Source organism: Mycobacterium marseillense (assembly GCF_010731675.1).
Taxonomy (GTDB): domain Bacteria; phylum Actinomycetota; class Actinomycetes; order Mycobacteriales; family Mycobacteriaceae; genus Mycobacterium; species Mycobacterium marseillense.
The window spans coordinates 3,599,469-3,621,085 of sequence record NZ_AP022584.1; the positions used below are offsets into that span (position 1 = coordinate 3,599,469).

Here is a 21,617-nt window from a genome sequence, read left to right on the forward strand (position 1 = left end):
TCAAATGGGGACTGTTGCGTCTGCTCGGCAGGGTTCGATGCGCGCGGGCACGTGCTTGTGCCACGGTGTGCCCGCATAGGGATCGCGCCACCCAGTCGAGGTCAGCGCGTTCGGGGCTACGCCGGGTACGACGGTGTGACCGTCGTCGTCGAGGTAGTCGAGCCCAAAACCGTTGGGCAGGGCTGCATGTCCGGGCAGCATGGTCTCGGTGATCTCCACGGTCGCCTCGGCGCTGCCGGCCGCGGTGCTGATGCGCGCCCGGCATCCGTCGGCGAGGCCCAACGCCTGGGCGTCTTCGACGCTCACCCGCAAGGCGCCGTCGGCATCGCGCTTGCGCCAGGACGGGTCCCGGAAGATGTCGTTGGCGGTGTAGGCGCGCCGCTCGCCCACCGACAGCACGATCGGGAAATCGGGGGTGGTCAGCTCGGCCGGGGTGCGGGCCAGCGCCGCCAATTCGTCGAGCATCGACGGGATTTCCAGCGCGATCTTGCGGTCGGAGTGGCCGATCAACGCGAAGTCGTCCTCGTAGTTGTGAACGGTGAACGTCACTCCCGAGGGGTTATCGAGGATCGCGTCGAACAGCGCGTTGCCGTCGGCGTGCCCGGCGCGCCGCACGGCGTGGGGATAGCTCATCGCGGTCTTCTGGGCCAGGCCCCACAGGGCGGCCGCGCCGCGCAGGCCGTCCGGCAGCGTGGGTCCGAGGGTCTCGTAGAGCACGTACGGGAGCAGCTGCGCCACCGTGGGATTGGTGGCGACGGCCGATAGGAAGGCCTCGGCGTAGGCTGGCCGGCCCCGTTGGGCGGCGTCGCGCAGGGGCCGCAGATCCGCGTCGTCGACCACGCCGAGCGCGCGCACCAGCCGGGCCCAGATCTCGGGCTCGGGCAGTGTTCCGGGCAACGGCTCCAGCAGCGGGCGGCGCAATTGGAAAGTGTTGTGCGGGAACTCCAGGTTGAAGAAGGTGGCCTCGGGCTTCTCGAATTGGGAGGCGGCGGGAAGCACGTAATGGGCGAGCCTGGCGGTCTCGGTCATCGCGACGTCGATGACCACCATCAGTTCCAGCGACCGGAAGGCCTCGCGGCAGGCGGTCGAATCGGCCAGCGAGTGAGCGGGATTGCTGCTTTCCACGATCATGGCGCGGAAGCGGTCCGGGTGGTCGGTCAGGATTTCCTCGGGCACCACGTTGCTGGGCACCAGTCCGGAGATGATGGGAGCGCCGGTGACCGGCGTGCGGCCGGAGAACTGGCCGAACAGCGGCGCGAACGACGAATGCAGGTGCTGGCCACCTTTTTTCGCGAAGTTGCCGGTGAGCACCCACAGCAGCTTGTTCAGGTAGGAGCACAGCGTGCTGTTGGGGGCCTGCTGCACGCCGAGATCCTCGAAGACCGACACGCTGGCGGCGGCGCCGATGCGCCGGGCCGCCGCGCGCAGCAGTTCCTCGTCGACCCCGCAGTGTTGCGCGTAGTCGGCGACCGCGACGTCGCGCAAGGCGGCGCAGACGGTGTCGGCGCCGCGCACATGATCGGCGAGAAAAGTTTCGTCGCAGAGGTTTTCCTGGACGAGGATGGCGGCCAGCGCCGCCAGGCACCACGCGTCGGTGCCGGGTCGCACCCGCAGATGGAAGTCGGACATCTTGGCGGTGTCGGTGAGGACGGGATCGATGACGATCATCGACCGGGCCGGATCCTTGGCGATCTCGTTCAGCACCACCCGCGCGCGCGGAAAGCTCTGCGACATCCACGGATTCTTGCCGACGAACACCGCCACTTCAGCGTGCTCGAACTCTCCCCTGGTGTGGCCCCCGTACAACTGTCCGTCGATCCAGGACTCACCGGTTTTCTCCTGCGCCAACGCATTTGAGCGGTAGCGGGATCCCAGCGCTTTCAGGAAGGCGCCGCTGTACGCCCCGCCCAGGTGATTGCCCTGCCCGCCGCCGCCGTAGTAGAAGATCTTGTCCCCGCCGTAGGTGTCGCGAATGCGCTTGAACCCCTCGGCGATCTCCACGATCGCGGTGTCCCAGTCGATTTCCTCGTAGCTGCCGTCGGCGCGGCGGCGCAGCGGGGAGGTCAGCCGGGTGCGGCTGTTCTGATAGTGGTCCAGCCGCAGCGCCTTGTTGCACGTGTAGCCCTGCGATGCCGGGTGTGCCTTGTCGCCGCGGATGCGGGCTAGCCGGCGGTCGTCGAGCTGAACGACGATGCCGCAGTTGCATTCGCACAAGATGCAGGCGGTGGAGTGCCATTCACCGGTCATTGCGGGACATCCTCTTCGGTTACCTGATGGGGCGGGGTCGCCAACAGCAGCTCGCGCAGCTGACGGCGCACGACGTCAAGGGGCATCAGATCGCGGCGCACCCGGGCCAGCAGGATCGCGCCCTCGAGCGCGGTGGTGGCCAGGACCGCCAGTTCACCCCCTCGTTCCCGGGCTATGCCGTCGGCGATGAAGCGCTGCGCGATCAGGTCGGTCCAGCGGTCGAACACCGCCGCCGCACGCTCGACGACCGGCGCCATGCGCTCGGCGTCCTGCTGCTCGCCCGCCTCCACGGAGACGGCCACGATGGGACAGCCGGCGCGGAAGTCGGTGTCGAGCAGCTGTTGGCGGTATTTGTCGATCAGGGTGTCGATCAGCTGCAGGCCGTTCTCGGCCTCGGCGATGATCTCGGCGACGTGGTCGCCGGCGTAGTCCACCGCGTCGCACAGCAGTTGCGTGCGGCCGCCCGGGAAGTAGTGGTACGCCGAACCGCGCGGCGCCCCGCTGTGCTCGAGCACGTCGGAGATGGCGGTGGCGTGCGCGCCGCGCTCCCTGATCAGCAGCGCCGCCGAGATCACCATCCGTTCGCGTGGACCGCGCACCGCCGCTCCTCAGGGCCGAAGTTATATATGATGCTATACATAATCCGGCGACCCGCGAAAGCCCCCGCTGCGGCGCGACGGCGGAGAAAAGCAGAAATCGCCGAGTTCACGAGGAAATGGGCGATTCTGCGGCTGCTGGCGAAGAGCTAGTTCATCCAGTCGGCGGAGCCGTCGTTCTTCTTGTAGCTGCCGCCGGTGGAGTTCTTCACGATGATCGGGTCCCCCGCGCCGAAGTTGTCGAAGAACCACTTCGCGTTGGACGGGCTGATGTTGATGCAGCCGTGGCTGACGTCGCGCTTGCCCTGGTCGTCCACCGACCAGGGGGCGCTGTGCACGTAGTCGCCGACGTTGTCGAAGCGGACCGCGTCCTCCACCGTCACCTTGTAGCCGTAGGTCGAACTGACCGGCACCCCGTAGGTCGACGAGTCCATCACCACCGACGCCTTCTTGTCCTGCACGTAGTAGGTGCCATTGGGGGTCTGGTGGTTACCGGACGTCATGCCCATCGACATCGGGATCGTCTTCTCCACCGTGCCGTTGCGGGTCACGGTCAACTGATGCGTGGCGTCGTCGGCCGTCGCCACCAGCGTGTCTCCGGTGCGGAAGCTCGACACGGTGCCCCCGGCGTCGACGGTCACCGCGGTGTGGGCGGGCCAGAAGCTCAACGGCCGCCAGCGCAGCTGCGTGGGGGTCATCCAGTAGAACTTGCCCGGGACCGCGGGCACCGACGAGACGTGGACCGCGCCTTCGGCGGCGCCGGCGTCGTCGACCCGTCCCGGGAAGTTGATGATGATCGGCTGGCCAACGCCCACGGTCGACCCGTTGGCGGGCTGGATCTTCGGGGGCCCGAATGGCGCGGTCCCGGTGAACGGGGCGGGGTTCTGCCCGGCGGCCGAGGCGGCCGCGGGTTCCGCCATCGGCGGAACCCATGGCGGGGCCGCCACCGGGTCGGGCGGGGGCGGCGGTGCCAGCGGGTCGGGCGGGGGTGGCGGCGCGAAGGGATCCGGCGGCGCGGGCGGGCCGGGCGGGGCGGCGACGGCGCCCGGATCACCGGGGGCCGGCTCCGGGTCGGCCAGCGCGGGGGCCGCGCTCAGCACCAGCGCCAGGGTCAAGACAGCGCCCCAGCCGGTGACGTTCAGAGCGGCGAAGAGACCCCTGAAAGTCCAGGCCTTCGTCCAGCCCGACATATGCATACCTCCACTCGTCTACTCCGACACAGTGTGGCATAGGGCGCGCGCCGAAGACCGTCGTCGACGGGCGTGCGCGGGCCCGACGGCGGCGCAATGGCGCCCTTGAACAGGGCTTTTATGAATCGAGTGAGCTTGTCGGCGGCGGCTGGGGGACGTCGAGCATCCGCCGGTTGGCCGCGATGCCGACGAGCGCGACCGCCATCAGGATCGCCGAAGCGATGAGCATCGTCGTGACGCTGTGCTCGTAGAGAAGACCACCCGCCAACGAGCCGGCCATGATGCCGACCTGAAACGCCGTCACGTACAGACCCGACGCGCCGTCGGGGTCGTCGGCCCCGTTGCGCATGGCGGCGGATTGCATCATCGGCGACACGGCGGTGGCCATGGCTCCCCACAGCACGATCGCGGCGGTGCCGATCAGTGCGGTCGTCGCGCCGGACCGGCCGCCGAACGCCAGCGCGGTCAGCACCACGAAGGCCGCCGTCAGTCCGGCCATGCACAGGATGACGGCGCTCTTGGGCCGGTGGTCCAGCGGCCGCGCCACCAGCGGCACCGACAGCAGGCCGGCCAGCCCGTAGGCGGCCAGCACCCAGGCCAGGTTCGGCCCCCGCACGCCCAGGACGTTGCGGATCAACTCGACGATGAACGTGTAGGACACGAAATGGCCGGTCACCGCGATCATCGCCAGCACGCTCACCGTGATCAGCCGGGGGTTGCGGTGATGGCGGGACCGGGGCCCGACGTGGGCCAGCTGGTCCTCCGTGAGCACCATCTCCGGCAGCATCAGCCGCGCGGCGACCGTGACCAGCGCGGCCGCCACGGTGACGCACACGACGGCCAGGCGCCAGCCCCACATCAGGCTCAGGGCCGCGGTCAGCGGGCTGCCCACGACCAGCGCCAGGCTGGTGCCGACGTAGATCGACGTGGTCGCGCGCCCGGCGTGGCTGGGCGGCACCAACCGGGTCGCGATCGGCGCGATGACCGACCACAGCAGGCCGTGGGTGATCGCGCACAGCACCCGCCCGGCGGCCAGCACCGCGAAGTTGGGCGCCAGCGCCGAGATCACCTGCGAGGCGGTCAGGCAGGTCAGGCTCACCACCAGCACGCGGCGGCGGGGCAGGTGCGCCGTCCAGCGCACCAGCGGGATCGTCGTCAGCGCCGCCACCAGGGCGTACCACGACAGCAGGGTGCCAACCAGGACCAAGCTGACGTTGAGGTTGCGGGCGATCGCCGGCAGCGCCCCGACCGGCAAAATCTCGGCGGTGACATAGGTGAAGGCCGCGGCCGCGAGGATGGCGAGCTGAGCCGCGATCCGTGGCGTCCACGTTCGCGCGGCTGTGTTGGCGGTTTCGGCAGTCATCACAGTCATCGCTTGGGTGTGCGCAATCGGCTGAGCAACGTCGCCGAGGTCACGCTCCCCTACCGTACGCACACCGACAACCGGTTCCTCCAACTTGGCGTGGCAACACGCCCTGCGATCAGGAGCGAACGAGGCGAGCGATCGCGGCGGAGGCCTCGGTGAGCTTGGCGTCGGCCTCGGCGCCGCCCTCGGCCACGGCCCGGGTGACGCAGTGGCTCAGGTGCTCATCGAGCAAATTCAGCGCGACCGACCGCAACGCGCTGTTGACGGCGCTGACCTGGGTCAGGACGTCGATGCAGTACTTGTCTTCCTCGATCATGCGGGCGATGCCCCGCACCTGGCCCTCGATGCGCCGCAGCCGCTTGGCGTAATTGTCCTTCTGCTGCGAGTACCCGTGTTCGTCGGTCATCGTCGTTTCACCCCTGCCGCTCCGTGTGGCCCGCCGATCCCAGCTTATACCCCATCGGGGTATTACCCCGGCAACGGGCATCGCGACTGGCCAGCGCATACTTGAACGATGCCCACCACCGATTCGGCTCGGACCGCCGACATCAAGCCGCGTAGTCGTGACGTCACCGACGGCCTGGAGAAGGCCGCCGCCCGTGGCATGCTGCGGGCCGTAGGCATGGGCGACGAGGACTTCGCCAAGCCGCAGATCGGGGTCGCGTCGTCCTGGAACGAGATCACGCCGTGCAACCTCTCCCTGGACCGGCTCGCCAAGGCGGTCAAGGAGGGGGTGTTCTCGGCCGGCGGGTACCCCCTCGAGTTCGGCACCATCTCGGTGTCCGACGGCATTTCGATGGGCCACGAGGGCATGCACTTCTCGCTGGTGTCGCGCGAGGTGATCGCCGACAGCGTCGAGACGGTGATGCAGGCCGAACGCCTCGACGGCTCGGTGCTGCTGGCCGGCTGCGACAAGTCGCTGCCCGGAATGCTGATGGCCGCCGCGCGGCTGGACCTGGCCTCGGTGTTCCTCTACGCGGGCTCGATCCTGCCCGGGGTCGCCAAGCTTTCCGACGGCAGCGAGCGCGAGGTCACCATCATCGACGCGTTCGAGGCGGTGGGGGCGTGCGCCCGCGGGCTGATGCCGCGCGAGGACGTCGACGCCATCGAGCGGGCGATCTGTCCCGGCGAGGGCGCCTGTGGCGGCATGTACACGGCCAACACGATGGCCAGCGCGGCCGAGGCGCTCGGGATGTCGTTGCCAGGCAGCGCGGCGCCGCCGGCGACCGACCGCCGCCGCGACGGGTTCGCGCGGCGCAGCGGCGCGGCGGTCGTCGAACTGCTGCGGCGCGGGATCACCGCCCGCGACATCCTCACCAAGGAGGCGTTCGAGAACGCGATCGCGGTGGTGATGGCGTTCGGCGGTTCCACCAACGCGGTGCTGCATCTGCTGGCCATCGCCCACGAGGCCGACGTCGCGCTGACGCTCGACGACTTCAGCCGGATCGGATCGAAGGTTCCGCATTTGGCTGATGTCAAGCCGTTCGGCCGCCACGTCATGTCTCACGTCGACCACATCGGCGGCGTGCCGGTGATGATGAAGGCCTTGCTGGATGCCGGCCTGCTGCACGGCGATTGCCTGACGGTGACCGGCGCGACCGTGGCCCAGAACCTGGCCGAGATCGCCCCGCCCGACCCGGACGGCAAGGTGCTGCGGGCCCTGAGCAATCCCATCCACCCCACCGGCGGCATCACCATCCTGCGCGGATCGCTGGCGCCCGAGGGCGCGGTGGTCAAGTCTGCCGGTTTCGATTCCGACGTGTTCGAGGGCACCGCAAGGGTTTTCGACGGCGAGCGGGCCGCGCTGGATGCGCTGGAGGACGGCACCATCACCAAGGGTGACGCGGTCGTGATCCGCTACGAAGGCCCCAAGGGCGGGCCCGGCATGCGTGAAATGCTGGCCATCACGGGCGCAATCAAGGGCGCCGGCCTCGGCAAGGACGTGCTGTTGCTGACCGACGGCAGGTTCTCCGGCGGGACGACCGGCCTGTGCGTCGGGCACATCGCCCCGGAGGCGGTGGACGCCGGACCGATCGCGTTTCTGCGCGACGGCGACCGTATTCGCCTGGACGTCGCGAACTGTGTCCTCGACGTGCTCACCGATCCCGCCGAATTCGACTCTCGGCGAACGGGGTTCACGCCGCCCGTGCCGCGCTACAAGACCGGCGTGCTGGCCAAGTACGTCAAGCTGGTCAGCTCGGCGGCGATCGGCGCAGTCTGCGGTTGATCTCCGCCTGACCGGATCGCCCGGCCAGGCGGTCAATCGTCCTGCGACCTAACCGAATTCGGGGTCTACGCGTGGGTGCCCGTGGCGCGCGTGCGCATGCCGAAGTAGGTGGCGTTGAGACCCAAGAACGTCAACAACGCACCCGCGACGACATTCGACCAGGTCATGCCGGTGGTCAGCGCGACGTCCGGCAGGATCCACGTCGACACGATGACCCACACGCCGAGCACCGGCAACGTCCACGTCATGCCGTGTGCGCGATCCAGCGTCGTCGCGAACCCGTACGCCAGGAACGCCACCGCGATCCCGACGATCAGGTCAGACGTGGCGAGCGACCTCGTCGCGCTGAATCCCACGATCCACGGCGACGTGGCCACATACAGACCCGTCAGCAGTGCGAGGCCGAAGGTGAAATGCGCACTCATCGACTCGGCCACGCGCTCGTAGCGGGCGCGTAGCGCCAACAAATCGGGGTGGTGATCGATTGATGAATGGACTGTACTCATTTTGTGACCTTTCTGTTATGCAGCAAGCCTTTTGAGCTGGACTGCACCCATCCATCTGTGGTCCAGATTACGCTCGATCGCGGCGGGGTTCGAGGGTCCGCGTAGCGTATTGAGGATGGACGTCACGGACCGGTTGCGGCTCGATTGCCCCGTGGGGCAGGCCGGCATGGGCGGCGGGCTGGCGGGGGCGAGCCTGGCGGCCGCGGTCGCCGACGCTGGTGGGCTGGGCACGCTGGGCATCGACACGCCGCGGCGACTGCGCGCCTCGATCGACCGGGTGCGCGAACAAGCGCCGGGCCGTGCCGTTGCGGTAAACCTGTTGCTGCCCTTCGTGCATCGCCACCACGTCGCGGTGTGCGTCGACGCCCGGGTGGACGCTGTCGTGTTGGCGTTCGGCGAGAAGCGGGGCCTCGTCGAGCATCTGCGCGACGCCGGGATCTTCGTCTTCGTGATGGTGGGCACCGAGGCGCAGGCGGGTGCCGCGATCGCCTGCGGCGCCGACGGTTTGATCGCTCAGGGGCGCGAGGCCGGCGGGCACCTCGTCGGGACCGTGCCAGCCCTCGATTTCCTGCCGCACGCCCTGAGCGCGGCCGGGGACCGTCCGGTATTCCTGGCCGGCGGCATCGCCACCGCCGCCGATACGCGCGCCGCGCTGGACGGCGGTGCCAGCGGCGTGATCGCGGGCACGCGATTCCTGTTGACGCACGAGGCCAACGCGAGCCGCGAGTATCAGCGGCGAATCCTTCAGGCCGACAGGACGATCGAGACCAACCTGTTCGGCCTGAGCTGGCCGCTACGCCACCGCGTCGTGCCCAACGCAGCCACGCGCCGGTGGTGCCGCCCCGACGGATGGGCCAAGGCGGTGCCGGCGGCGCTCAACGCGGCCAGTCGCCCGGTCTCGGCGCTGGGCTATTTCGACGCGGGTGCACTGATGCGCCTGCAGTCCCCGGCTCTTCCGTTCTTCACGCCCCTGGCGCCGGTGGCCGGTGTGCCCGATTCCCGGCTGGACAGCGTCGCCCTCTACGCCGGTGAAACCGCCCTGCGGATCGGCGAACTCACCTCCGCCGGGCAAGCGGTCGCCGACCTGTCGCCGCGCTGAGGCTACTGCACCAGAGCCAAGGCGAAGCCGTCCCAGTGCTTGGCCCCCACCGTCTGGATCACCGCCGTGTCCAGGCGCGGGTGCTCCCCCATCGCCTGCAGCGTCTTTCGGGTCGCCACCACCCGGGCATCGTCGGAGTCCGGCCGCAGGATCTGTCCGTCGCGAATCACGTTGTCCACCACGACGACTGCGCCGGGACGGGCCAGTCGAACGGCCCACTCCAGGTACGCAAGGTTGTTCTCCTTGTCGGCGTCGATGAAGATCAGATCGAAGGGGCCGGTGACCGTCGGCAGCGTATCCAGCGCTGCGCCGACGATCACCTCGACCCGCTCGGCGACGCCGGCGCGCTCCAGGTTGCCGCGCGCCACTTCGGCGTGCTTCGGCGCGTATTCCAGCGTCACCACCCGGCCCTGCGGCCCGGCGCCGCGCGCCAGCCAGATCGTGCTGAAACCGCCCAGGGTGCCGATCTCGAGGATGCGCCGCGCGCCGGTGGCGCCCGCGAGCAGGCTCAGGAACTTTCCTTGCTGCACCGAGACCGCGATCGGCGGTAGCCCGGCCGCGTTGCTGGCCTCGAGCGCGGCGGTCAATGCCGGGTCGTCGCCGACCACTGTGCTGTCCAGGAAGGCGTCGACGTCGTGGGGGGTTGGTTTTTCGCTCATGACGTCAACGCTAGCCGCGCGCGATCGGCCCACGCGCGCGCCACCGAACCCGTCGCGAGTGTTTACGTATACCCATGGGGGGTATATAGTGAGGGTGCGGCCGAACCGCGCCGCATGAGTCACACCACAAGAAGAGGGTGAGTCAAAATGGCAACTTACGAAGCCGGAACCCTGTTGACGTGCGGTCACGAAGGCTGCGGCTGCCGTGTCCGCATCGAGGTTCCCTGCCACTGCTCGGGTGCGGGTGAGGGGTACCGCTGCACGTGCGGCGATGCGCTGACCCCCGTCGAGTAACGCGTCGGGCCGGTCGTGCGTTCGGCGTCAACCGGTGCGAGTCATCGCCCGAACGTACGGCCGGTCAGCTCGACCGCGGCCGCCAGCCGCATGGCCGACGCCGAAATGCCCACGGCCGCCGCGTAATCGCCGGGCTCGATCCGCCAGCTTCCGACACTGCTGTCGTAGCGGGCGAGCAGGCGCGGATCGGCCTCGATCCTCACCCGGCGGGTGGCGCCCGGTTCGAGCTCGACCCGCTCGAATCCCAGTAACCGCAGGCACGGTCCGCCGGGTGCTGCCGTCACATACAGCTGCGGCACGTCGGCCCCGGCGCGATCGCCGACATTGACGACGCTGAAACTCGCGGTGATGGTGTCTCCGCCGGTGAGCACCAGGTCGCGGTAGTCAAACCTGGTGTAGGACAAGCCATGACCGAAGGCAAACATCGGGACGTGGCCATTGCCCGCATACCAGCGATAGCCGACATCGGCGCCCTCGGAGTACTCGATCGTGCTGGCCGTCCCCCATGGCGCGCCGGCGCCGGGCAGCCGCGGGCGCGGCGTCTGGTCCAGATCGACCGGAAAGGTGATCGGAAGCCGGCCCGACGGATTCACCCGCCCGGTGAGGATCCCTACGATCGCGCGGGCGCCGGCCTGGCCCGGATACCATGCCTGCACGACGGCGTTCACCGCAGCACGCCACGGCATGCTCACCGGATTGCCGGTCTCGAGGACCACCACGGTGTTGGGGTTGGCTGCCGCCACGGCCATGATCATCTCGTCCTGCCCCCACGGCAGCGACAGGTCGGCGAGGTCGTAACCTTCCCCCTCCGCACGCACCGCGAACACGATCGCGACGTCGGCGAGCTGCGCCGCGCGCGCCGCCTCGGCGGGGCTGACGCCGGGATCGAACTCAATCTGGGTCTGCGGCAATTGGTTTCGCAATTCTTGCAGCGGAGACGACGGTAGCAGGTACAGGTTGCGCAGCCCGGCCTCCAGTCCCGAGCCGCCGATCGGGACCACGCCCGCATAGCCACCGTGGGGGACGACGGTGCTCGAACCGTAACCGGCCGGCACGCCCAGGTGCGCGTACCCGCCGATGACGGCGATGCGTTGGCCCGGCTCGGGCGCCAACGGGAGCGCTCCGCGGTTGGTCAACAACACGGCGCCTTGGCGAGCTATGCGCAGCGCAATCTCGTTGTGCGCGGCCATATCCGGTTCCGGCGGCGCGGCGGCGGCGTCGATACCGACGGCGAACATGGACCGCAGGATCCGTCGGACCATGTCCGACAGCCGCTCCCGGGGCAGCCTGCCCTCGGCGTACGCGTCGCGCAGCGGCGCACCGAAGGTCTCGGCCTGCCACAGCAGCGCGTCGATCTGGGCCCCGCATTCTTGGTCGAGACCGGCCAGCGCGCATTCCCAGCCGGGGGTGGCGCCCCAGTCGGACATGACCCAACCGCGATACGCCCAGGCGCCCTTGAGGACCTCGTTGATCAGGACGGCGTTCGCCGCGGCGTAGACGCCGTTGACCTTGTTGTACGCGGTCATCACGGCGCCGGGTTGCGCCCGCTCGATCGCGATCTCGAAGGCCAGCAGGTCGGATTCGCGGTGCGCGTCGGGATCGATGACCGCGTCCAGGAAGTGCCGATTGGACTCGTTGCAGTTCAGCGAGTAGTGCTTGACCGTCGAGATGACGCCGTGGCGCTGAATGCCGTCGATCGACTCCGCGATCATCGTGGCGGTCAAAAGCGGGTCCTCGGACAGGTATTCGAAGTTGCGGCCGTTGCGCGGGTCGCGCGCGAGATTCATCGCCCCGGCGAGCTGCACGTTGAATCCGCGGCTGCGCGCTTCTGAACCGATCACTTCGCCGGCGGACCGGGCCAGCGCCGGATCGAAGCCGGCGGCCAGTGCCAGGCCGGCCGGCAGCGCGGTGGCCGTGTCGCCCGGGCGGTAGCCGGGGTTGGTGACGCCCAGGCCCGCGTCGCTCATCCGCAGGGGCGGCACCCCGAGGCGGGGTACCCCGGGCACGTACCCCGCGCTCATCGGTGTGTCCGCCGGGATGCGCTCGTCGCGTACCGGCCACAGGTCACCGGCCCCCATCACCGAGACCAGCAGCGAGAACCGCTCGTCGTCGGTCATCTGGGCTTCGATCTCGCGCGCCCTCTCGTCAGGATCGCTCACCGCACACCCTCTTTGGCGTAGACGACGCGCAGCACATGCCCCACTTCGGGTCCCATCACCAGCTCCGACAACTCGCAGATCGTCGCGACGAACTCGGGGCCGTGCGCCGGCTCGGCCTGGCACAAATGATGCGCCACTTCGTGCAGCATCACCAGCTCACGCAGCGCCCAGTCGGCGGTGTCACGGTCCGGGACCGCGATAACGCCCGTGCCGTCGTGGTTTTCGTAGTGCGCGGCGGTGGCGGCCCGCCGCGGCCGGACCCGCAGCGGTGCCACGCCCGGCCACCGCTGACGCACCGCGGGCAGCGCCAGCACGTCGTCCACGTAGCGCTGGGCGGAGGCCACCGAACCGAATCGTCCCTCGGGTGGCAGCGTCAACTGGGTGCCGAAGAAATCCACGGCGGGCGACCCGTGCTCGGTGGCACGGTCGAACAGCGTGCGGACGAATTCCTCGGCCGCATAAACCCTGGAGCGTTGAGAATCCCGCCGGCGGGAGTTCCCGGGACTCACCCGCTCAGCGCGCTCCGCGCCCCGGGGAGTTCCGGGCTGTTGCCGAGCCGCGCTCGCTTCCCGGCCCGGTCGCCCGCGCGCCGCGCGGCCGAGGAATACCCGGCCGAGGCTCGACTGGCCTGCCAGGTGCCGCGCGCCTTGGACGCACCGCGGTAGTAGTCCACGAGCTCAACCTCCTTGTCCCGCAGGGCGATAGCGGTGCCCGGTGCACGCCGCCGGTCCTTGGTGGCTTCCTGCCGCGCTTCGTCGCGGGCCTCGGCCAGCCGGTGGCCGACGCGCGCCCCGAAGGCCAGTTGAAAGTTGAGTCGGGCGGTGATCGTCGGTGTCGGACGATGCGCACCCGAGGCGAGATAGGCGTCCGACGCGCGCACCATTTGCACGACCAGGCTGGCGTACAGGGCGTGGCTGGCGTCGATGTCCTCGGCGAACCCGTAGGCGTAGACGAACGTCGAGTTCGATGCGACGTCGCATCGAACGTCGTTGGCCGCGGCGATCAGCACGAAGAGCTGAACATACGTCCGTAACCCCTTGGTGCCCGCCGCGCCGATGGTGATGGTGCGCTGCGTCGGGGCCTCCGCGGCCGAACGCTGCGCCGAATGGGAGCGCGCCACCGCGAGGTCGATGGACGCGGCCGTCGCCAGCCGCTGCGCCGCCGACATGAACGCGTCCGCTTCGTGGGAGTTGTCGGTGCCTTCGGCCTGACGCAGTAGCGCGGCGATGCGCGCCAGCATCTTGTCGTCAGTCATCGGCGCCGTTCCTCCTCATCGCTGCGTTCTGCATCGTCACCGGCGCGAGTCATCGGCGCCGTTCCTCCTCATCGCTGCGTTCTGCATCGTCACCGGCGCGAGTCATCGGCGCCGTTCCTCCTCATCGCTGCGCTCTGCATCGTCACAGCGCCAAACTACGGGAGCGGTCCGACACGCTCGCTCACAACCGAGCGGTGATCCAGGAGACGACGTCGTCAAGCACCTGCTCACGCTCGGGCTCGTTGAAGACCTCGTGATACAGGCCGGGGTAGACCTTCAACTCGACGTCGGTGGACCCCACGCATTCGACGAGGCGGTGGCTGCCCGCGACGGGGATCAACCGGTCGTCGGACCCGTGCACCACCAGTAACGGCGCGGTCAGCGCCGGCGCCCGCCGCGGCATCGTCTCGCCGACCTGCAGCAACGCGCGGCCGATGCCGGCCGGAACCTTGCCGTGGTACACCAGCGGTTCGTCTTTGTAGGCCGCCACCACGGCAGGATCGCGGGAGATGGCGTCGACGTCGAGGTCTTGCGCGGGCAGCCCGGGCACGATGGCGCCGAGCACCTTGGCGGCCAGGGCCAGCAGCGGCGACACCTGGTCCTGCGCCGCCACCGCGGGACCCGACAGCACCATCAGGTCGTAGTTGTCCGGGCGCTCGACGCCGTAGGCGAAGACGATTCCCCCGCCCATGCTGTGGCCCAACACGATGCATTTGAGGCCGTGGTGCTCCCGGGTGGCGATCCCGACCAGGGTGTCGAAGTCGGCGGTGTACTCGTGGATGTCGCGCACCAGCGCCCGTTTGCCACCGGAGCGGCCGTGTCCGCGATGATCCAGCGCGTAGGTGACCAGGCCCGCCTCGCCGAACCGCTGCGCGACGTGGTCGTACCGGCGGGCGTACTCCCCGAGGCCGTGCGCCAGCACCAGGACCGCCCGCGGCGCCGTGTCAGGGGTCCAGACGTCATAGACGATGCGCACACCGCCGAACCCGTCGAAACTGCGTTCGGTGCGGTTCATCGGGAGGTCCTAGTCATCACGTGGCAGCGTAATGGCTGGGATCGGGACCGGGTTTGCGGACACTGCGTAGGCTCATGCGGATGAGCTCCCCCGCAAGCGGGTGGCACCACCATCCGGCGGAGTACCCGGCGCCCTCCCCGGTGGTGGGGGCCGATTTCTCGGCGCAAGCCGAACCGTATCGCCGCGAGCTGCTCGCCCACTGCTACCGGATGACCGGCTCCTTGCACGACGCCGAGGATCTGGTGCAAGAGACGTTGCTGCGGGCCTGGAAGGCCTACGACCGTTTCGAAGGTAAGTCCTCGCTGCGGACCTGGCTGCACCGCATCGCCACCAACACCTGCCTGAGCGCGCTGGAGGGCAAGGGACGCAGGGCGCTGCCGGTGGGCCTGGGCGCCCCCAGCGCGGACCCGACCGCCGAGCTGGTGGAGCGCCGCGAGGTGCCCTGGCTGGAGCCGCTGCCGACGTCGACCGACGACCCGTCCGACCCGTCGGTGGTCGTCGGGTCGCGGGAGTCGGTGCGGCTGGCGTTCGTGGCTGCGCTGCAATACCTTCCGCCACGGCAGCGGGCGGTGCTGTTGCTGCGCGACGTGCTGCAATGGCGCTCCGCCGAGGTCGCCGAGGCGGTGGGCACCACCACGACCGCCGTCAACAGCCTGCTGCAGCGGGCCCGGTCGCAACTGGACGCCGTCGGCCCCAACGTCGATGACCGACTGGCGCCGCCGGATTCGCCGGAGGCCCAAGACCTGCTGGCCCGCTACATCGCCGCGTTCGAAACCTACGACATCGACCGCCTGGTCGAGTTGTTCACCGCCGAGGCGATCTGGGAAATGCCGCCGTACGCCGGCTGGTATCGGGGTGCGGCGGACATCGTCACCCTGATCCACCAGCAATGCCCGGCCGAGGCGAGCGGAGACATGCGGCTGCTGCCGCTCGTCGCCAACGGTCAGCTGGCCGCGGCGATGTACATGCGCGCCGGTGACGTGCACGTCCCCTTTCAGCTGCATGTGCTCGATCTGCACGGCGACAAGGTGTCTCACGTGGTCGCGTTCCTCGACGACACCTTGTTCACCAAGTTCGGGCTGCCCGGTTCGCTGTCCGCGGGTCACCAATAAGAAGGGTGCGCTTATGCCGAGTTCCACCGCCCAGGTCACCGCCGCGCCCGGGAGACCGCTGCTGCTGCTGAGCGCCTATGACCTCGCCGACGTGGGCTACCAGGTCGAGGAGTTCTTCGTTTCCGCGACGGCCACGTCCTATACCCCGGTGACCGAGCTGGGCCCGGACGGCCGTTGGGACGTAACACCCTCGGGCTCCGCCGATTTCACGACGCGAATCGTGGTGCTGACACCCACCGATCCGGCGCGCTTCAACGGGACCGTGCTCGTCGAATGGCTCAACGTGAGCGGCGGCATCGACGCTCCCGCGGTCTGGATGATGGCGCACCGCGAAATCATCCGGGCCGGTTACGCCTACGTCGGGGTCTCGGCGCAGCGGGTGGGGATCGAGGGCGGCGACAGCCTGCTCGGCGCGGACATGTCGCTGAAAAGCCAGGATCCGCAACGTTATGCGCCCCTCCACCACCCGGGCGACGCCTTCTCCTACGACATCTTCTCCCAGATCGGCGACCTGCTCAACAGCGCCAACCACTGTGACCTGGTCCGGGATCTGCCCGTGCAGCGCGTCATCGCGCTAGGGGAATCGCAATCGGCGATGTTCCTCACGACCTACATCAACGCCGTCGACCCGTTGGCCCGCAGCTACGACGGGTTCCTCGTCCATTCCCGCTTCGGCTCGGCCGCCCCGCTCCACGGGACCTCGATCTTCGCGGAAACCGAGGAGCCGCAAGGGGTTGCGTTCCGGCCGGAGCTGCGCGTCCCGCTGCTGACGGTCGTCACCGAAACCGACGTCTTCGGCGGAGCCCGGCAGGGCTACTACTTCGCCCGGCAGCCCGACAACCAGCACCTGAGGGTGTGGGAGATCGCCGGCGCCGCCCACGCCGACAACTACACCATCCAGGTCGCGTTCATCGACAGCGGCTCGGCGCCGCTCGCGGACATCGCCGCCGCCTACGCGCCGACCAACATGCTGATGGGCCAACAATTGGCGCACTGCATCAACTTCGGACCGCAACACCACTATGTGGTGCAGGCCGGGCTCGCCGCCCTCAACGCCTGGGTCGCCAGCGGCGAGCCGGCGCCGAGCGCGGAGCCTCTCGCGGCCCGCGAAACGCCAGGGCCACAACCGGTTCCGGATGACAACGGCGTCGCCCGCGGCGGCCTCAGGACCCCGTGGGTGGACGTGCCGGTCGCCCGGACGTCGGGCCTGGGCGGCGAGGAAAGCATCATGTCCATGATCTTCGGCTCCGGCGAGCTTTTCGACGCCGCCACGCTGCGCGGGCTCTATCCCGGCGGTAGCACCGAATACCTGGAGCGCTTCACCGGCGCGCTCGACGCGGCGATCGGCGCCGGGTTCATCCTGCCGGCCGACCGCGAGGAGATCCTGCAGCTCGCCGCCGCGACGTATCCCGGGCGCGGCAAAAACCAGGGCTAACGCTGACGCCGAGCGCGCGATCGGTGGCGACCGCACCGCGTGCCGCGTCGTGAAATGCGCACTCGGCGAAGCGGACTGAGCGCCCCTAGGTCCGATTACCCGGCTCCTCACTCGCGCTGTTCCGGCGCTCGCCGTCGCCGGGCGAGAACAGCCGGCTGTCCGGCGGCGGCCCCGGCACCGGCCGCACCAGCCCGGTCCCCGTGATCAGCGGCAGGTCCAGCGCGGAGAGCAGCCCGGGCGGGGCGGCGCACACCGCGGGGATGGCGTTGACCATCCGCGAGGAGCCCGCAATGCGCGCCCCCAGGTCGTGGTCGTGGTCTTCGGCCATCTCGAATTCGCACCGCATGCTCGGGGAGCCCTCGATCTCCACGCGGTACAACCCGCGGCCGGACGCCATGCCGTAACCGAGGTCCTTCGGCTCGATGCAGATGCGCGGCTGGGGCCAGTCCGGCGCGATGTCGTCGCGCATGCGCGTCACGTGGTCGAGGACGAATGTCGGTTTCCCACCGACGTAACCGGTCAGGGTCGAGCGCATGGCCGCGATCGTTCCGGCCGCGATACGCCCCGTCGGCGTGTCGAACGATTCACCCGCGGACACCCGCTCGTTGGCCTCCTCGATGTTGTCGATCTTGACCCCCAACCCGGCGGCGAGCTGGTGCAACACGGGCCCCCAGCCGAAGGTGAAGATCCCGGGCTGGGCAGCGAAGGCCGGGTAGTCCGGTGGTTGCCCGAAGCCGAGGATCTCGTAGACCGCGGAGCGATCCGGATAGGTCGCGTAGTTGAACATCTCGGTCACCCGCACCGAGTCGATCACCCGGGATACGCCGGTAAGTACCAGCGGCAGAACGTCATTGGCGAAGCCGGAGTCGATCCCGGTGGTGAAGAACGACACCCCGCCCTCGATCGCGGCCTGGCGCAGCGGCTCGGTGAAGGCGGCGTCGACGCCGTCGGGAAAGACCAGCGGCACCACCGAACACGACACCACGTTCTTTTTGGCCCGCAGGATCGAGACCATGTCCTCGACGGCGTCCAGCGGCCGCAGGTTGGCGCCGGCGGCGTAGACCACCGCGTCGGCGTCGCCGGCGAGCATGGCCGCCGGATCCTGGGTAGCCACCACGCCCACTGGCGCGATGCCGCACAGCTCCCCGGCGTCGCGGCCGGCCTTGGCGTCGCTGTGCACCACGACGTCGACCAATTGCAGCTCCGGATGGTCGATCACCCCGCGCAGGGCGACCACGCCCATGGAACCGGGCCCCCACACTCCCACCTTCAACACGACGATCTCCTAATATTAGGACGTATATCCTTGTATTTTGGACGGATCGTAGGGAGGCGGCGGTGGCTACGTCAATGGCCCAGGAGCGCAGCGAATCACGCGCCAAATCGCCCCCCACGGCGCGGGTGATGGATGTCCTTGCCGCCCTGGCGAATTCGCCGGGTGGCTTGACGTCGGCCGAGCTGGCGAAGCGGTGCGCGATCAGCACCTCGACGTGTGCCCTCGTGCTGGCCGAGCTGGAACGCGGCGCCTGGGTGGCGCGCCGCGGGGATCGTCGCTATGCGCTGGGCAGCGGGCTGTTCGGGCTCGTGCATGGGCTGCGCGAGCAGTTTCCGCTGCTGGACCGCGGGCGTGACGCGCTGCGCTTCCTGCACGACACGCTCGGCGCGGGCTGTTCCATGTCGAAGATCGGCGCCCGGCACCTGACCACTGTCGACACCGTGGGCCACGGCACCGACGGCGAACATGCCGTGGGGCAGCGCTTCCCCATCGACCCGCCATTCGGTCTGGTCGCCATGGCCTGGCGTGACGAGGATTTCATCGCGACCTGGCTGCACCGCGTGATGCCCCGGCTCACCCGCGCCGAAATCACCGAGCACCAACGGGTGCTGGCCGACATCCGCGCCCGCGGCTATGGCGCCTGGCGCTTCGACGACACCCACCAGTCGCTGCACAATCGGCTGGCCGAGGTGCTGTCGTCGCTGGAGCCGACGGCCCAGGTGACCCGTCAGCTCACCACGCTGATGACGATGGTGACGCTGCGGTCGGTCACCGACGTCCTCGAAACAGACTTGCCCACTGCCGAATTCGTCGTGCTGCCGATCTTCTCCCCGGCTGGTCAACCGGAGTACCAGATCGAGATCCACCTGGGCCACGCCACCGGACTGACCCTGTCCGAACTCGACGCCGCGCTCCGTCATGCCCAAGGGCTGCTCACCGCCGCCGTCGGCTGACCCGGCCGAGGATTACCCTGGAAACATGTCTGCCACCACGGAGATCCGGCGTGCGGCCGATCGGGCCGTCACCACCACACCCTGGCTGACCTCCCGGCACTCGTTCTCCTTCGGCGACCACTACGACCCGGGCAACACCCATTACGGGCTGCTGTTGGTCAACAACGACGACATCGTCGCCCCTGGAACGGGTTTCGACACGCACCCGCATCGAGACATGGAAATCGTGACCTGGGTGCTGCGCGGCGAACTGTCCCATCACGACTCCACCGGAAACCGAGGGGTCATCTATCCCGGGCTGGCGCAACGTATGTCGGCCGGCAGTGGCATTCTGCACTCCGAGCGCAACGACTCCCCCAGCGAGCCGGTGCATTTCGTGCAGATGTGGGTGGTGCCCGACGAGTCCGGCATCGACCCGAGCTACCAACAGTACGAGATCGACCAGAAGCTGTTGGACGACAACCTTGTGACGATCGCCTCAGGCAGCCCCGCCGACGACGCGGCCATCACCCTGCACAACCGCAGCGCCGCCCTGCACGTCGCACGCCTGCGGGCGGGGACGACGGTGGCCCTCCCTGCGGCCCCCTACCTGCATCTTTTCCTGGCCCACGGCCGGATCCGGGTCGAAGGAATCGGGGAGTTGAACGAGGGCGACGCCCTGCGATTCGCCGACGCCGACGGCCGGCACGTGGCGGCGAGCGAGCCCTCGGAGCTGCTGATCTGGGAGATGCACGCGAAGCTGGGTGACTGAGACCATAGAGGGCCGGCGGCACAGCCCATAGAGTGGGCACGACAGACAGGAGTCGGCATGCCTCACTCGCACCCGCAGCACGCGGCGCCCAACCCCAAGCACAACATCAAGGCGATCCGCACCGTGCGATTCTGGGCGGCACCGCTGATCATCACGTTGGCACTGATGTCGGCGCTGTGCGCGCTGTATCTCGGCGGTATCTTGAACCCGAGCACCAACCTGCGCCATTTCCCCATCGCGGTGGTGAACGAGGACGCCGGCCCCGGGGGCGCGCAGATCACCGACCGGCTGGTCAATGGGTTGGACAAGAACAAGTTCGACGTCCGGGTGCTCTCCCGCGGCGAGGCCAAACAGCAACTGGACACCGGCCAGGTGTACGGCTCGGTGGTGATACCGGTCAGCTTCTCGTCCAAGCTGCGCGACTTCGCGACGAGCGCGGTGGTGCCGACCCGCGCCGAACGCCCGTCGATCACCGTCTCCACCAACCCGCGCGCCGGCACCCTGGGCGCGAGCATCGCCGGGCAGACCCTCAGCATGGCCATGGGCATGGCCAATGGCATAGCGGGGCAACGGGTTATGGCGGAGGTGGCCGCGCAGACCGGCGGCGCGCCGCTACCCGGCGCGGCCCAGGTGGGCCTCGCCGCTCCCATCGAGATTCAGTCGGTCGTCTACAACCCGCTGCCCAACGGCACCGGTAACGGGTTGTCCGCCTTCTATTACGCGCTGCTGCTCCTGCTGGCCGGGTTCACCGGCAGCATCGTGGTCAGCACGCTCGTCGACGCGCTACTCGGCTATGTGCCTGCCGAATTCGGCCCGGTATACCGGTTCGCCGAGCAGGTCAGGATCTCCAGATTCCAGACGCTGCTGCTCAAGTGGGCCATGATGGTGCTGCTCGCGCTGCTCACCTCGGCGGTGTACCTGTGGATCGCCGACGCGCTCGGCATGCCCATCGATCTCAGTTGGCAACTCTGGGCGTTCGGCGTGTTCGCGATCGCCGCGGTGGGCATCACCTCCAGTTCCCTGCTCTCGGTGCTGGGCACGGCGGGAATGCTCGTCAGCATGCTCATCTTCGTCATCCTTGGCTTGCCATCGGCCGGAGCCACGGTGCCGCTGGAGGCGACGCCGTCCTTCTTCCGCTGGCTGGCCGAATTCGAACCGATGCACCAGGTTTTCCTGGGCGCTCGATCCCTGCTGTACTTCGGCGGCCGCGCGGATGCGGGCCTGGCTCAGGCCCTGATCATGACGTCGGTGGGCCTTGTCATCGGTCTGCTGCTCGGCGGTGTCGTCACGCATCTGTACGACCGCAAGGGCTTTCACCGTATCCAGGGCGCGGTCGCGTTGGCGATCGCGCAGGAGCATCAGGCGCAGCACAAAGCCCGCCGCGGCAAGCAGGCGGAGGCCGTCGTCACCGAATCGGAGCCGGTGGTCACCGAGCCCGAAAGCTCAAGCGAACAAACGTAATTCGCGCGTGTCCCAA

20 protein-coding genes are annotated in these 21,617 nt (G+C 69.0%); 8 read left to right on the forward strand and 12 right to left on the reverse strand.

What is annotated here, in order from left to right:
- The 5 genes from G6N26_RS16515 to ricR form a co-directional block, all read right to left on the reverse strand.
- On the reverse strand, nucleotides 1–2,247 hold the full coding sequence (locus G6N26_RS16515; protein WP_067168408.1) for a molybdopterin oxidoreductase family protein: 2,247 nt from the start codon (nucleotides 2,245–2,247) through the stop codon (nucleotides 1–3).
- A complete protein-coding gene (locus tag G6N26_RS16520; protein ID WP_139799230.1) occupies nucleotides 2,244–2,846 on the reverse strand; it encodes a TetR/AcrR family transcriptional regulator in 603 nt (200 codons plus the stop codon). The genes G6N26_RS16515 and G6N26_RS16520 overlap by 4 nt, the downstream gene beginning before the upstream one ends.
- Before the next feature lie 146 nt (nucleotides 2,847–2,992).
- Nucleotides 2,993–4,033, reverse strand: a complete 1,041-nt coding sequence (locus G6N26_RS16525; RefSeq protein WP_095577971.1) for a L,D-transpeptidase — start codon at nucleotides 4,031–4,033, stop codon at nucleotides 2,993–2,995.
- A 118-nt stretch (nucleotides 4,034–4,151) separates the two neighbouring features.
- The gene (locus G6N26_RS16530) at nucleotides 4,152–5,396 is read right to left on the reverse strand and encodes an MFS transporter (RefSeq protein ID WP_083020381.1); all 1,245 of its coding nucleotides are present in this window, start codon (nucleotides 5,394–5,396) and stop codon (nucleotides 4,152–4,154) included.
- 118 nt (nucleotides 5,397–5,514) lie between these two features.
- Entirely contained in the window at nucleotides 5,515–5,805 is a 291-nt protein-coding gene (ricR, locus tag G6N26_RS16535) for a copper-sensing transcriptional repressor RicR (protein ID WP_067171393.1), read from the reverse strand.
- A 108-nt stretch (nucleotides 5,806–5,913) separates the two neighbouring features.
- On the opposite strand from ricR, the gene ilvD reads away from it, so the two are divergent.
- On the forward strand, nucleotides 5,914–7,626 hold the full coding sequence (gene ilvD / locus G6N26_RS16540; protein ID WP_083020380.1) for a dihydroxy-acid dehydratase: 1,713 nt from the start codon (nucleotides 5,914–5,916) through the stop codon (nucleotides 7,624–7,626).
- Nucleotides 7,627–7,691: 65 nt separating this feature from the next.
- On the opposite strand, the gene G6N26_RS16545 is transcribed toward ilvD, so the two are convergent.
- Nucleotides 7,692–8,132 (reverse strand): SPW repeat protein, encoded by a 441-nt coding sequence (locus G6N26_RS16545; protein ID WP_083020379.1) that lies wholly within the window; start codon nucleotides 8,130–8,132, stop codon nucleotides 7,692–7,694.
- 115 nt (nucleotides 8,133–8,247) lie between these two features.
- Between G6N26_RS16545 and G6N26_RS16550 the strand changes: the two genes are divergently transcribed.
- Nucleotides 8,248–9,231, forward strand: a complete 984-nt coding sequence (locus tag G6N26_RS16550) for an NAD(P)H-dependent flavin oxidoreductase (protein ID WP_083020378.1) — start codon at nucleotides 8,248–8,250, stop codon at nucleotides 9,229–9,231.
- Between the two features lie 2 nt (nucleotides 9,232–9,233).
- Here the strand turns inward: G6N26_RS16550 and G6N26_RS16555 are convergent, their stop codons facing one another.
- Entirely contained in the window at nucleotides 9,234–9,890 is a 657-nt protein-coding gene (locus G6N26_RS16555; RefSeq protein ID WP_083020377.1) for an O-methyltransferase, read from the reverse strand.
- Nucleotides 9,891–10,037: 147 nt separating this feature from the next.
- Between G6N26_RS16555 and mymT the strand changes: the two genes are divergently transcribed.
- On the forward strand, nucleotides 10,038–10,184 hold the full coding sequence (gene mymT / locus G6N26_RS16560; protein WP_008261926.1) for a copper-binding metallothionein MymT: 147 nt from the start codon (nucleotides 10,038–10,040) through the stop codon (nucleotides 10,182–10,184).
- A gap of 41 nt (nucleotides 10,185–10,225) precedes the next feature.
- Here mymT and G6N26_RS16565 read toward each other — a convergent pair whose 3' ends face one another.
- The 4 genes from G6N26_RS16565 to G6N26_RS16580 all read right to left on the reverse strand — a co-directional run bounded on the left by G6N26_RS16565 (nucleotide 10,226) and on the right by G6N26_RS16580 (nucleotide 14,613).
- On the reverse strand, nucleotides 10,226–12,343 hold the full coding sequence (locus tag G6N26_RS16565) for a glycoside hydrolase family 3 protein (protein WP_083020376.1): 2,118 nt from the start codon (nucleotides 12,341–12,343) through the stop codon (nucleotides 10,226–10,228).
- Nucleotides 12,340–12,852, reverse strand: coding sequence for a TIGR04338 family metallohydrolase (locus G6N26_RS16570; RefSeq protein ID WP_067171381.1), 513 nt, complete (start codon nucleotides 12,850–12,852; stop codon nucleotides 12,340–12,342). Before G6N26_RS16570 ends, G6N26_RS16565 begins: the two co-directional genes overlap by 4 nt.
- Nucleotides 12,849–13,598: a DUF2786 domain-containing protein gene (locus tag G6N26_RS16575; RefSeq protein ID WP_067171379.1), complete on the reverse strand. Its 750-nt coding sequence runs from the start codon at nucleotides 13,596–13,598 to the stop codon at nucleotides 12,849–12,851. The genes G6N26_RS16570 and G6N26_RS16575 overlap by 4 nt, the downstream gene beginning before the upstream one ends.
- 181 nt (nucleotides 13,599–13,779) lie before the next feature.
- Nucleotides 13,780–14,613 (reverse strand): alpha/beta hydrolase, encoded by an 834-nt coding sequence (locus tag G6N26_RS16580; protein ID WP_083020375.1) that lies wholly within the window; start codon nucleotides 14,611–14,613, stop codon nucleotides 13,780–13,782.
- Between the two features lie 80 nt (nucleotides 14,614–14,693).
- On the opposite strand from G6N26_RS16580, the gene G6N26_RS16585 reads away from it, so the two are divergent.
- Nucleotides 14,694–15,725, forward strand: coding sequence for a sigma-70 family RNA polymerase sigma factor (locus tag G6N26_RS16585; protein ID WP_083020383.1), 1,032 nt, complete (start codon nucleotides 14,694–14,696; stop codon nucleotides 15,723–15,725).
- A gap of 13 nt (nucleotides 15,726–15,738) precedes the next feature.
- Nucleotides 15,739–17,160, forward strand: a complete 1,422-nt coding sequence (locus G6N26_RS16590; RefSeq protein ID WP_083020374.1) for an alpha/beta hydrolase domain-containing protein — start codon at nucleotides 15,739–15,741, stop codon at nucleotides 17,158–17,160.
- Between the two features lie 85 nt (nucleotides 17,161–17,245).
- Here the strand turns inward: G6N26_RS16590 and G6N26_RS16595 are convergent, their stop codons facing one another.
- Entirely contained in the window at nucleotides 17,246–18,436 is a 1,191-nt protein-coding gene (locus G6N26_RS16595; protein ID WP_083020373.1) for an NAD(P)H-dependent amine dehydrogenase family protein, read from the reverse strand.
- 74 nt (nucleotides 18,437–18,510) lie between these two features.
- On the opposite strand from G6N26_RS16595, the gene G6N26_RS16600 reads away from it, so the two are divergent.
- From G6N26_RS16600 to G6N26_RS16610, 3 genes are read left to right on the forward strand one after another with little or no spacing between them, the layout of a single operon-like run.
- Complete coding sequence (locus G6N26_RS16600) at nucleotides 18,511–19,389, forward strand: MarR family transcriptional regulator (RefSeq protein WP_067171369.1); 879 nt, start codon at nucleotides 18,511–18,513, stop codon at nucleotides 19,387–19,389.
- 25 nt (nucleotides 19,390–19,414) lie between these two features.
- Entirely contained in the window at nucleotides 19,415–20,140 is a 726-nt protein-coding gene (locus G6N26_RS16605) for a pirin family protein (protein WP_083020372.1), read from the forward strand.
- A 57-nt stretch (nucleotides 20,141–20,197) separates the two neighbouring features.
- Entirely contained in the window at nucleotides 20,198–21,601 is a 1,404-nt protein-coding gene (locus tag G6N26_RS16610) for a YhgE/Pip domain-containing protein (RefSeq protein ID WP_083020371.1), read from the forward strand.
- Nucleotides 21,602–21,617 lie beyond the last annotated feature (16 nt).

Excerpts from the sequence above, each read along its gene's own strand:
- G6N26_RS16550 (WP_083020378.1), top strand. The coding sequence starts at position 8,248 with ATGGACGTCACGGACCGGTTGCGGCTCGATTGCCCCGTGGGGCAGGCC.
- G6N26_RS16590 (WP_083020374.1), top strand. The coding sequence starts at position 15,739 with ATGCCGAGTTCCACCGCCCAGGTCACCGCCGCGCCCGGGAGACCGCTG.
- G6N26_RS16555 (WP_083020377.1), bottom strand. The coding sequence starts at position 9,890 with ATGAGCGAAAAACCAACCCCCCACGACGTCGACGCCTTCCTGGACAGC.
- ilvD (WP_083020380.1), top strand. The coding sequence starts at position 5,914 with ATGCCCACCACCGATTCGGCTCGGACCGCCGACATCAAGCCGCGTAGT.
- G6N26_RS16530 (WP_083020381.1), bottom strand. The coding sequence starts at position 5,396 with ATGACTGCCGAAACCGCCAACACAGCCGCGCGAACGTGGACGCCACGG.
- G6N26_RS16600 (WP_067171369.1), top strand. The coding sequence starts at position 18,511 with ATGGCCCAGGAGCGCAGCGAATCACGCGCCAAATCGCCCCCCACGGCG.
- G6N26_RS16515 (WP_067168408.1), bottom strand. The coding sequence starts at position 2,247 with ATGACCGGTGAATGGCACTCCACCGCCTGCATCTTGTGCGAATGCAAC.
- G6N26_RS16610 (WP_083020371.1), top strand. The coding sequence starts at position 20,198 with ATGCCTCACTCGCACCCGCAGCACGCGGCGCCCAACCCCAAGCACAAC.
- ricR (WP_067171393.1), bottom strand. The coding sequence starts at position 5,805 with ATGACCGACGAACACGGGTACTCGCAGCAGAAGGACAATTACGCCAAG.
- G6N26_RS16580 (WP_083020375.1), bottom strand. The coding sequence starts at position 14,613 with ATGAACCGCACCGAACGCAGTTTCGACGGGTTCGGCGGTGTGCGCATC.
- G6N26_RS16605 (WP_083020372.1), top strand. The coding sequence starts at position 19,415 with ATGTCTGCCACCACGGAGATCCGGCGTGCGGCCGATCGGGCCGTCACC.
- mymT (WP_008261926.1), top strand. The coding sequence starts at position 10,038 with ATGGCAACTTACGAAGCCGGAACCCTGTTGACGTGCGGTCACGAAGGC.
- G6N26_RS16545 (WP_083020379.1), bottom strand. The coding sequence starts at position 8,132 with ATGAGTACAGTCCATTCATCAATCGATCACCACCCCGATTTGTTGGCG.
- G6N26_RS16585 (WP_083020383.1), top strand. The coding sequence starts at position 14,694 with ATGAGCTCCCCCGCAAGCGGGTGGCACCACCATCCGGCGGAGTACCCG.
- G6N26_RS16525 (WP_095577971.1), bottom strand. The coding sequence starts at position 4,033 with ATGTCGGGCTGGACGAAGGCCTGGACTTTCAGGGGTCTCTTCGCCGCT.
- G6N26_RS16575 (WP_067171379.1), bottom strand. The coding sequence starts at position 13,598 with ATGACTGACGACAAGATGCTGGCGCGCATCGCCGCGCTACTGCGTCAG.